This window comes from Pseudomonas linyingensis (assembly GCF_900109175.1).
GTDB classification, from domain to species: Bacteria; Pseudomonadota; Gammaproteobacteria; order Pseudomonadales; family Pseudomonadaceae; genus Geopseudomonas; species Geopseudomonas linyingensis.
Window position 1 is genome coordinate 114,451 of sequence record NZ_FNZE01000014.1, and the last position, 9,618, is coordinate 124,068.

Sequence of the window (9,618 nt, forward strand, 5' to 3'; positions counted from 1 at the left end):
GAGTGTAGCGGCGCCACCCGCTGTCGCCCACCCCCACAAGCTGCCACACAGCAAGGAGTCCGTGTGAAGAACGATATTCATGACCTGGGCCTGGTGCTCGATTCGCGCGTGCGCCTGATCGTCGTCGAGTCCTGGGACGAGCAGCGGGTGCTGGAAACCCTCGGCGCGCTGGCGGTCCGCCGCGGCCTGGGGCTGTACCTGTGGTCGGTGACCGAGGGCGTGCAGCGCCTGGGTTTCGGTGGCGAGCCGCTGGGCGAGGGCGACAGTCGCGAGCCGGAGGTGGCGCTGCGCCTGGTCAAGGCCGACCCGCAGGCCAATCTCTACGTGTTCTGCGACCTGCATCCGTTCCTGGCCGACAGCCCGCGTCTGGTGCGCCTGCTCAAGGAGGTGGCGATGGCGCCGGGCAACCAGCGGCCGACCCTGGTGCTGGTCTCCCATGCGCTCAAGCTGCCGGCCGAGCTGCAGCGCCTGGCCGCGCGCTTCAGCCTGGCGCTGCCCGGCGAGGACGAGCTGCTGGCCATCGTCCGCGAGGAGGCGCAGCGCTGGAGCGAGCGCAACCACGGCGTGCGGGTGCGCACCGACAACCGCACCCTGCAGCAGCTGGTGAAGAATCTGCGCGGCTTGGCTCACGCCGAGGCGCGCCTGCTGGCGCGCAACGTGATCTGCAACGACGGCGCCATCACCCAGGACGACCTGCCGGAACTCAACCGCGCGCGCTTCCAGCTGCTCGACATGGATGGCGTGCTCGGCTTCGAGTACGAGACGGCGCGCTTTGCCGAGGTCGGCGGCCTGGCCAATCTCAAGCGCTGGCTCGACGAGCGCCGCGAGGCGTTCCTCGCCGTGGACGCCGGCGACCTGCCGCGCGGCGTGCTGCTGGTCGGTGTGCAGGGCGGCGGCAAGAGCCTGGCGGCCAAGGCGGTGGCCGGGCTGTGGGGCCTGCCGCTGCTGCGCCTGGACTTTGCCTGCCTGTACAACAAGTACTTCGGCGAGACCGAGCGCAACCTGCGCGAGGCGCTGAAGATGGCCGAGCAGATGGCGCCCTGCGTGCTGTGGATGGACGAGATCGAGAAGGGCCTGGCCAGTGGCGACCACGACGGCGGGGTGAGCCAGCGGGTGCTCGGTACCCTGCTGACCTGGATGGCCGAGCGCAAGGCGCCGGTGTTCGTGGTGGCCACCGCCAACGCCATCCACCGCCTGCCGCCGGAGCTGGTGCGCAAGGGCCGCTTCGACGAGCTGTTCTTCGTCGACCTGCCGGATACGGGGGTGCGTGCGGAGATCTTCCGCATCCACCTGGTGCGCCGCGAGCTGGAGCCGGGGCAGTTCGACCTGGCGCTGCTGGCGGCGGCCAGCGCGGGCTTTTCCGGGGCGGAGATCGAGCAGGCGGTAGTCAGTGCGCTGTACGCCGCGCAGGCGCGCCAGTGCGCGGTGGATCAGCTCCTGCTGCTGCAGACCCTGCAGCAGACCGCGCCGCTGTCGGTGGTGATGGCTGAGGAGCTGGCGGCACTGCGTGCCTGGGCGGCGGAGCGCACGGTGCGCGCCGACTGAGCGGGCGCCTCAGCGCGGCAGCAGCTGCCGGTTGAGGCGGGCGGTCAGGCGTCGCGCCAGGGTGCGCGGAGTCAGGCGGGCGGCGATGGCCAGCAGGCGGTTGCGCCAGCCGGGCACGATCACCGGCTGGCCGCGATCGAGGCCGCGCAGGGCGAGCAGGGCCAGCTGCTCGGCATTCATCAGCCACGGGCTGTCCTTGAGCGGACGCATGTCGAGGCGTGCGTTGCGCCAGAACGGCGTGCGCACCGGGCCGGGGCACAGCGCCGCGACCTGCACGCCGAGCGGCCGCAGCTCCTCGCCGAGGCCTTCGGAGAAGTGCAGCACGAAGGCCTTGCTGGCGTAGTAGCTGCTCATCCACGGGCCCGCCTGGAAGGCGGCCAGCGAGGCGACGTTGAGGATCTTTCCGCTGCCGCGGCCAACCATGGCGTTGCCGAGGGCGTGGCACAGCCGCGACAGAGCGAACACGTTGAGCTCAAGCAGCTTGCGCTCGCGCTGCCAGTCCTGCTCGAGAAAGCTGCCGGCGCAAGTGGCGCCGGCATTGTTGATCAGCAGGTCGACCTGATAGTCGCACTGCTCCAGCTCGTAGAGCAGGCCGGACAGCTGCAGCGGCTCGGTCAGGTCGCAGACGCGGAACATCACCTCGACGCCGAAGCGCTGGCTCAGCTCGCAGGCAATGCTTTCCAGCGCCGGACGCTCGCGGGCAACCAGGATCAGGGCATGACCGCGTCGCGCCAGTGCTTCGGCCAGGGCCAGGCCAATGCCGCTGGACGCGCCGGTGATCAGGGCATAACGGGGCATGCGGGGGTCTCCATGGCCGGGCGCCGACAGCGCGAGGGCGCGCAGTGTACTCCGCTCGGCGCCCGTCGGCTGCACCCGGAGATCAGAACGGTTTGACCACCACGAGGATGACGATGGCCAGCAGGAACAGCACCGGCACCTCGTTGAACCAGCGGTAGAACACGTGGCTGCGCTGGTTGTCGCCGCGGGCAAAGCGCTTGAGCAGTGCGCCACAGCCGTGGTGGTAGCCGATCAGCAGGGCCACCAGGGTCAGCTTGGCGTGCAGCCAGCCGCCGGTGGCGAACAGGCCGGGGTTGAGCACCAGCATCCAGATGCCGAACACCAGGGTGGCGATCATCGAGGGGCCCATGATGCCGCGGTACAGCTTGCGCTCCATGATGCAGAAGCGCTCGCGGCTGGCGGCGTCTTCGCTCATCGCGTGGTAGACGAACAGGCGCGGCAGGTAGAACAGGCCGGCGAACCAGCAGACGATGGCGATGATGTGCAGGGCCTTGAGCCACAGGTAGAGCATGCGGGAGTCCTTTTGCTTGAGGTCGGCGCTGATGGTAGTCGCATGTCCGCCACGGCGTCATCCCGCGGTTGGCCGGGCCGGGCCGCGGCCTTATCATGGCGTACTATTGTTTTTCACAGATGGCCCGCGGGGACACGAGATGATCAAGGTCGGCATTGTTGGGGGTACCGGGTATACCGGTGTGGAGTTGCTGCGCCTGCTGGCCCAGCATCCGCAAGCGCAGGTGGAGGTGATCACCTCGCGTTCTGAGGAGGGCGTGCGGGTTGTCGACATGTACCCCAATCTGCGCGGCCACTACGACCAATTGTGCTTCAGCGTGCCGGACGTGGCCCGGCTGGGTGCCTGCGACGTGGTGTTCTTCGCCACCCCGCACGGCGTGGCCCACGCCCTGGCCGGCGAGCTGCTGGCCACCGGCACCCGGGTGATCGACCTGTCCGCCGACTTCCGCCTGCAGGATGCCGAGGAGTGGGGCAAGTGGTACGGCCAACCGCACGGTGCACCGGAGCTGCTACCCGAGGCGGTCTACGGCCTGCCGGAGGTCAACCGCGAGGCGATCAAGGGCGCGCGCCTGATCGCCGTGCCGGGCTGCTATCCGACGGCCTCCCAGCTCGGTCTGATTCCGCTGCTGGAGGCCGGCCTGGCCGATCCGGCGACCCTGATCGCCGACTGCAAGTCCGGGGTCAGCGGTGCCGGCCGGGGGGCCAGTGTCGGCTCGCTGTTCAGCGAGGCCGGCGAAAGCATGAAGGCCTACGCGGTCAAGGGGCACCGCCACCTGCCGGAAATCAGTCAGGGCCTGCGCCGCGCCGCCGGCGGGGAGGTCGGCCTGACCTTCGTGCCGCACCTGACGCCGATGATCCGCGGCATCCACGCCACCCTCTACGCGCGCGTGGCCGACCGCAGCGTCGACCTGCAGGCGCTGTTCGAGCAGCGCTATGCCAATGAGCCGTTCGTCGACGTGATGCCGGCCGGCAGCCATCCGGAAACCCGCAGCGTGCGCGGCGCCAACGTCTGTCGTATCGCCGTGCACCGGCCGCAGGGGGGTGACCTGGTGGTGGTGCTGTCGGTGATCGACAACCTGGTCAAGGGCGCTTCCGGTCAGGCGGTGCAGAACATGAACATCCTGTTCGGCCTGGATGAGCGCATGGGGCTGTCGCACGCGGCCCTGCTGCCCTGATGACGACTCCGCGCGGCGAGTTGCCAGCGCTGCGCGGACGAGCCCGCTATGGGGTACCACTCGCACTGCTGCTGGCGTTGCCGGCGGCGTTCTTCGCCGGCTACTGGCAGAGCGAGCGCAAGCTCGGCCCACTGCTTGTGCAATCGCGGGTGCAGACGGAGCAGCTGCAGGTGCGCAGCGTCGAACTGGAGCAGCTGCGCCGCCAGTTGGCGGTACAGGAAAGCGGTGGGCGCCTGGCTCAGCAGGCCGCCGAGCGGAGCCGCCAGACCATCAAGCAACTCGAGCAGCAGATCTTCCAGCTGCAGCAGGAGCTGGCGACCTACAAGGAGGTGCTGGCGCCGGGAAGCGCCCGTCATGGCTTGCAGATTCGGGCGTTCGAGCTGCAGGGCACGGAAGATCCGCGGCGCTTCCGTTACAAGATTCTGCTCAGCCGGGTCGGTTCCGCCGAGCAGAAGCTGGAGGGCAGCCTGCAGATCGAGCTGCACGGTCACCTCAAGGGGCAGGCCAAGGCTCTGCCGCTGATCGAGGCGCTGCCTGCCGAGGGTTTGGCCTTTGCCTTTCGGCATTTCCAGGCGATTCCCGAAGGTGTGCGCTTTGCCGAGCTGGAGCTGCCGGAGGATTTCGAGCCGCAGGAGATCCGTCTGCGGGCGAGCGTGAAGGGGCAGCCGCAACCGCTGGAGCGCCGTTTCAGCTGGGCGGAGTTGCAGTGATCGCGCGGTCAGTGGCGATTGGTAGCGTCGAACAGTAACCGCGGCCGCCGCTGCGGTCCTATTGCACGGCGCAGTTGATGTGGCAGATTAGTTGACCGTTTCGCTAGGTGAGCGATAATGCGTCGCCTCTGTGTTGCAAGACGGCTGCGCGCCTGGAGTTCTTGACATGAGTATTGAAACCTTCACCCCCGCTTCGCTGCAGTTCACCCAAGGGGCGGCCAACAAGGTGAAGAGCCTGGTTGAAGAGGAGGGTAATCCCCGCCTCAAGTTGCGAGTATTCGTGACCGGAGGGGGCTGCTCGGGCTTCCAGTACGGTTTCACCTTCGATGAGGAGCAGGCCGAGGACGATACCGTGATCGAGCGCGATGGCGTGAGACTGGTGGTCGACCCGATGAGCTTCCAGTACCTGGTGGGTGCCGAGGTGGACTATCAGGAGGGCCTGGAGGGCTCGCGCTTCGTGATCAAGAATCCGAACGCCACCACCACCTGTGGCTGCGGGCAATCGTTCTCGATCTGAGACGAGTGGGTGCTGCCGAAAAAACGCCGCGCCTTTGCGCGGCGTTTTCGTTGGGGCGGATCAGGCCGGGTAGACGGCGCCGAGGATGCGCGGGCCGCTCGCACCGGTGACTTCCGGGCAGTTGGCGGCAATGCCTTCCAGGCAGCAGTGGGCCAGCCAGGCGAAGGCCATCGCCTCGATCCAGTCGGCCGGCAGGCCGCGAGTGTCGGTGCTGGCGACCGAACAACCGGGCAGCAGTTCGGCCAGGCGCTGCATCAGGCGCAGGTTGTGTGCGCCGCCACCGCAGACCAGCAGCTCTTCCGCGGCGGGCAAGTTCTGCTGCAGGGCGGTGGCGATGCTGCTGGCGGTCAGTTCGAGCAGGGTCGCCTGCACGTTTTCTGCAGCCAGAGGAGGTAGCTGCTGCAGCCGCTCCAGCAGCCAGTCGAGGTTGAAGTGCTCCCGGCCGGTGCTTTTCGGGCCATGCAGACTGAAGTAAGCGTCCCCCAGCAGGATCTGCAGCAGCGCTTGATCCACGCGGCCGCTGGCCGCCCAGGCGCCGTCGCGGTCGAAGGCCACGCCGTGGTGGCGGCGAATCCAGGCATCCAGCAGCACATTGCCGGGGCCGCAGTCGAAGCCGCGCACCGGCTGTTGTGGCGCCAACAGGGTCAGGTTGCTGAAGCCGCCGACATTGAGAATGGCGCGTCGCTGTGCGCTGCCGAACAGCGCCTGGTGGAAAGCCGGTACCAGCGGGGCACCCTGGCCACCGGCGGCCACGTCGCGGCGCCGGAAGTCGCTCACCACGCCTATGCCGGTGAGTTCGGCGAGCAGCGCCGGATTGCCGATCTGTACGGTGAAGCCGCGCTGTGGCTCGTGTCGCACGGTCTGCCCGTGACTGCCGATGGCGCGAATCTGCCGCGGGTGCAGCTGTTCGCGCTGGAGCAGTTCGTGGATGGCCTCTGCGGCGAGCCGGGCCCACTGCTGCTCGGCCAGCGCGCCGCGGGCGATTTCGTCGTCGCCGCTACGGCACAGTTCGAGCAGCTGGCGACCGAGGTCGGCCGGCATGGGGGTGTAGTGCGAGGCGAGCAGGCGGGTGGTCCCCGCCTGCTCCACCAGAGCGATGTCCAGGCCGTCCAGGCTGGTCCCGGACATCACGCCGATATAGAGCGGCATGGCCTAGCGCTTGTTCAGGGCCAGCAGCGACGTGCGCTCCTGATCCATGCGCGCCAGCAGGGGCTGGCTCTGCTGGAGGAAGCGCTTGCGTTCGGCGCCGGCGATAGGGTCGGCCATCGGCAGCTTCTGGCTCAGCGGGTCGACGTGCGTGCCGTTGACCTGGAACTCGTAGTGCAGGTGGGGGCCGGTGGACAGGCCGGTGGTGCCGACGTAGCCGATGATTTGCCCCTGGGTGACTTGGCTGCCGTTGCGGATGCCCTTGGCGAAGCCCTTCATGTGGGCATACAGGGTGCGGTAGCGTTGTCCGTGCTGAATGACCACGGTATTGCCGTAGCCTCCCTTGCGTCCGGCGAGGATGATCTTGCCGTCGCCGGTGGCCTTGATCGGGGTGCCGGGTCGGGCGGCGTAATCAACCCCCTTGTGCGCGCGGATCTTGTTCAGCACCGGATGGCGGCGGGCGTTGGTAAAACGTGAGCTGATGCGGGCAAAGTCGACCGGTGTGCGGATGAAGGCCTTGCGCATGCTGCTGCCATCGGCCCTGTAGTAGGTGCTGTTGCCCTGGCGGTCGGTGTGGCGCACGGCGGTATAGGTCTTGCCGCGGTTGGTGAAGCGGGCGGCGAGCAGGTTGCCGCTGCCGGCTACCTTGCCATCGACCACTTTTTCCTCGTAGACCACCTCGAATTCGTCGCCTTCACGGATGTCGAGGGCAAAGTCGATGTCGTAACCGAAGATGTTGGCCAGGTCGAGGGCCAGTTTGTGCGACAGCCCGGCACGCTTGGTAGCAACGAACAGCGAGCTGTCGATGGTGCCGCGGGCATAGGACTGGCGAATGCTCGGCTTGAGCAGCTCGCGCTTGACGCTGAAGCCCTTGGCGGTGCGGGTGACGTGTACGCTTTCCAGTCTGCTCAGGCGCGAACTCATTGACTCGAGCTCGCCTTGGGCGTTGCGAGTGATCTGGATGACTTGACCCGGTTTGATGTGGGTCAGTTGCTTGGCTTCTTTGTTGCTGGCCAGCAAGGTGTGCAGGGTGTCGGCCGGCAGGGCTGCCTTGGCAAACACACTGGACAAAGTATCACCGCGGCTGACGGTGATCAGGCTCTCGCGCGGCGCCTCGGCGGCGGAGGCTGGTTGGTTGGCGCCAGCGCTCGGTTGCGTGCTTTGATCTGCGGTGGTGGTGACCAGCGCTGCAGGCAGAACGTCATTGTCTTTGTCGATTGATAGGCTAGCGCTGCTCTCCACGTCGAGTGAGAGCAGGGTTTTCTTGGCTTCTACCTGACTGCTGGGAAAAATCAGCAGGGTCAGGCTCAGCAGCGCCGCAATCCCGCTGGCAGCCAGCAGGTGGCTTTTCGGGTATAGGGGTGAGTTCCTGGACGAATCCGTCATGGCGGGTAGGGTTCTTTGGGGTGCAATAACCGTCTAAATTATAACCAAAGGGTCTTTGAGGCAACCTGAGGGTGGCCGCTTTGCGATGCGTGGTTGCGGACGACCGCGCAGACTTTGTAAATTTTGCGCGATCTTGTATGGTGACTGCCCCTTTTTTCATGTCGGTATGGGCAGCTTCATGAAGTCGGTCGAAGAGCAACTGGCGCTGATCAAGCGCGGTGCAGAAGAGATTCTGGTCGAGGCAGAACTGGTGGCCAAGCTGCAGCGCGGTCAGCCGCTGCGGATCAAGGCCGGTTTCGATCCAACCGCCCCGGACCTGCACCTTGGGCATACTGTCCTGATCAACAAGCTGCGCCAGTTCCAGGAGCTGGGGCATCAGGTCATCTTCCTGATCGGCGACTTCACCGGGATGATCGGCGACCCCAGTGGCAAGAATGCCACCCGCCCGCCACTGACTCGCGAGCAGGTGCTGGAGAACGCCGAGACCTACAAGGCTCAGGTGTTCAAGATTCTGGACCCGGCAAAAACCGAAGTGGCGTTCAACTCGACCTGGATGGATCAGCTGTCGCCAGCCGATTTCATTCGGCTGGCCTCGCAGTACACGGTGGCGCGGATGCTCGAGCGCGACGACTTCCACAAGCGCTACACCGGCAACCAGTCGATTGCCATCCACGAATTCCTCTACCCCCTAGTGCAGGGCTACGACTCCGTGGCGCTGCGTGCGGATGTCGAGCTGGGTGGTACCGACCAGAAGTTCAACCTGCTGATGGGGCGCGAGCTGCAGCGCGCCTACGGGCAGGAGTCTCAGGTGATTCTGACCATGCCGTTGCTCGAGGGGGTGGATGGGGTCAAGAAGATGTCCAAGTCGCTCGGCAATTACATCGGTATCCAGGAGGCTCCGGGTGTCATGTACGGCAAGCTGGTGTCGATCCCCGATGCGCTGATGTGGCGCTACTTCGAACTCTTGAGCTTTCGGCCGATGGCGGAGATCGATGAGTTCCGTCGCGATGTCGAGCGGGGTGCCAATCCTCGCGATATCAAGATCAAGCTGGCTGAAGAGATTGTCGCGCGCTTCCATGGCGAGGAGGCGGCCGCTGGCGCGCATCGTGCGGCGGGCAATCGCCTGAAGGATGGCGAGCTGCCCGAGGATCTGCCGGAGGTGGAGTTGCTCTCCGCCGAGCCGATGTCGGTGGCCGCGGTGCTGAACAAGGCCGGGCTGACCAAGAATGCGGCAACCGCGCGCGACATGCTGAATGCCGGCAGCGTGAAGGTGGATGGCGTGGTGGTGGACCGTGACTTCGTGTTCGTGCCGGGCAAGGTCTATGTTTGTCAGGCGGGGAAGAAGGCCTTCGCCCGCATTGCCGTGCTTGCGGGGTAATAAGGAGGGGGCTTCTGTACAAGGAAGCCCTTTCCTGTGCCGTGGTCGGCAGCGTGTCTGCTGGCGTTGCTGGAAAGAAGTGTGTTCTGGGTGTTGACAGTCTTTTTTAAGGCTGTATTATTCGCCTCCTCGCTGCAGCGGCCTCCGGGTTACGGCAGCGAGAGAGTTACGCAAGTGGTTGAGTAGAAAAGAAAATTTCGAAAAACGCTTGACAGAATGCAAGGCTGCTGTAGAATTCGCGGCCTCGGTTGAGACGAAAGACTTGATCGAAACGCTCTTTAACAAGTTGAATCAAGCAATTCGTGTGGGTGCTTGTGAGATAAGACTGACAGTCGCAAGATTATCAGCATCACAAGTAGTCTCGTGAATTCATGAGTTTATTTGCGATTGCTGAGCCAAGTTTAGGGTTTTCTCAAAACCCGCAATGATGTGAACTGAAGAGTTTGATCATGG

Annotated in this window: 9 protein-coding genes; 5 read left to right on the top strand and 4 right to left on the bottom strand. The window is 65.6% G+C overall.

Going from position 1 to position 9,618, the window contains the following annotated elements:
• Positions 1-63: 63 nt before the first annotated feature.
• On the top strand, positions 64-1,545 hold the full coding sequence (locus tag BMZ19_RS16705; protein ID WP_090312717.1) for an AAA family ATPase: 1,482 nt from the start codon (positions 64-66) through the stop codon (positions 1,543-1,545).
• A gap of 9 nt (positions 1,546-1,554) precedes the next feature.
• On the opposite strand, the gene BMZ19_RS16710 is transcribed toward BMZ19_RS16705, so the two are convergent.
• Together BMZ19_RS16710 and hemJ are read right to left on the bottom strand one after the other, a co-directional pair.
• Positions 1,555-2,343, bottom strand: coding sequence for an SDR family NAD(P)-dependent oxidoreductase (locus tag BMZ19_RS16710; protein ID WP_090312718.1), 789 nt, complete (start codon positions 2,341-2,343; stop codon positions 1,555-1,557).
• 82 nt (positions 2,344-2,425) lie between these two features.
• A complete protein-coding gene (hemJ, locus tag BMZ19_RS16715) occupies positions 2,426-2,854 on the bottom strand; it encodes a protoporphyrinogen oxidase HemJ (RefSeq protein WP_090312719.1) in 429 nt (142 codons plus the stop codon).
• A 139-nt stretch (positions 2,855-2,993) separates the two neighbouring features.
• Between hemJ and argC the strand changes: the two genes are divergently transcribed.
• The 3 genes from argC to erpA all read left to right on the top strand — a co-directional run bounded on the left by argC (position 2,994) and on the right by erpA (position 5,255).
• Positions 2,994-4,028, top strand: coding sequence for an N-acetyl-gamma-glutamyl-phosphate reductase (gene argC / locus BMZ19_RS16720; protein ID WP_090312720.1), 1,035 nt, complete (start codon positions 2,994-2,996; stop codon positions 4,026-4,028).
• Positions 4,028-4,738 carry a DUF6776 family protein gene (locus BMZ19_RS16725; protein ID WP_090312721.1) on the top strand — a complete coding sequence of 237 codons (711 nt, stop codon included), beginning with the start codon at positions 4,028-4,030 and terminating at the stop codon, positions 4,736-4,738. Before argC ends, BMZ19_RS16725 begins: the two co-directional genes overlap by 1 nt.
• Before the next feature lie 166 nt (positions 4,739-4,904).
• Positions 4,905-5,255, top strand: coding sequence for an iron-sulfur cluster insertion protein ErpA (gene erpA / locus BMZ19_RS16730; RefSeq protein WP_090312722.1), 351 nt, complete (start codon positions 4,905-4,907; stop codon positions 5,253-5,255).
• A gap of 60 nt (positions 5,256-5,315) precedes the next feature.
• Here erpA and BMZ19_RS16735 read toward each other — a convergent pair whose 3' ends face one another.
• Entirely contained in the window at positions 5,316-6,404 is a 1,089-nt protein-coding gene (locus BMZ19_RS16735) for an anhydro-N-acetylmuramic acid kinase (RefSeq protein WP_090312723.1), read from the bottom strand.
• Positions 6,405-6,407: 3 nt separating this feature from the next.
• A complete protein-coding gene (locus BMZ19_RS16740; protein ID WP_090312724.1) occupies positions 6,408-7,787 on the bottom strand; it encodes a peptidoglycan DD-metalloendopeptidase family protein in 1,380 nt (459 codons plus the stop codon).
• 178 nt (positions 7,788-7,965) lie between these two features.
• Between BMZ19_RS16740 and tyrS the strand changes: the two genes are divergently transcribed.
• Positions 7,966-9,165 carry a tyrosine--tRNA ligase gene (gene tyrS / locus BMZ19_RS16745; protein WP_090312728.1) on the top strand — a complete coding sequence of 400 codons (1,200 nt, stop codon included), beginning with the start codon at positions 7,966-7,968 and terminating at the stop codon, positions 9,163-9,165.
• The last annotated feature ends 453 nt before the right edge of the window (positions 9,166-9,618 follow it).

What these genes read in the sequence shown, in the direction of transcription:
- hemJ (WP_090312719.1), bottom strand. Translation starts at nt 2,854, where the DNA reads ATGCTCTACCTGTGGCTCAAGGCCCTGCACATCATCGCCATCGTCTGC.
- BMZ19_RS16740 (WP_090312724.1), bottom strand. Translation starts at nt 7,787, where the DNA reads ATGACGGATTCGTCCAGGAACTCACCCCTATACCCGAAAAGCCACCTG.
- BMZ19_RS16710 (WP_090312718.1), bottom strand. Translation starts at nt 2,343, where the DNA reads ATGCCCCGTTATGCCCTGATCACCGGCGCGTCCAGCGGCATTGGCCTG.
- erpA (WP_090312722.1), top strand. Translation starts at nt 4,905, where the DNA reads ATGAGTATTGAAACCTTCACCCCCGCTTCGCTGCAGTTCACCCAAGGG.
- BMZ19_RS16725 (WP_090312721.1), top strand. Translation starts at nt 4,028, where the DNA reads ATGACGACTCCGCGCGGCGAGTTGCCAGCGCTGCGCGGACGAGCCCGC.
- tyrS (WP_090312728.1), top strand. Translation starts at nt 7,966, where the DNA reads ATGAAGTCGGTCGAAGAGCAACTGGCGCTGATCAAGCGCGGTGCAGAA.
- argC (WP_090312720.1), top strand. Translation starts at nt 2,994, where the DNA reads ATGATCAAGGTCGGCATTGTTGGGGGTACCGGGTATACCGGTGTGGAG.
- BMZ19_RS16735 (WP_090312723.1), bottom strand. Translation starts at nt 6,404, where the DNA reads ATGCCGCTCTATATCGGCGTGATGTCCGGGACCAGCCTGGACGGCCTG.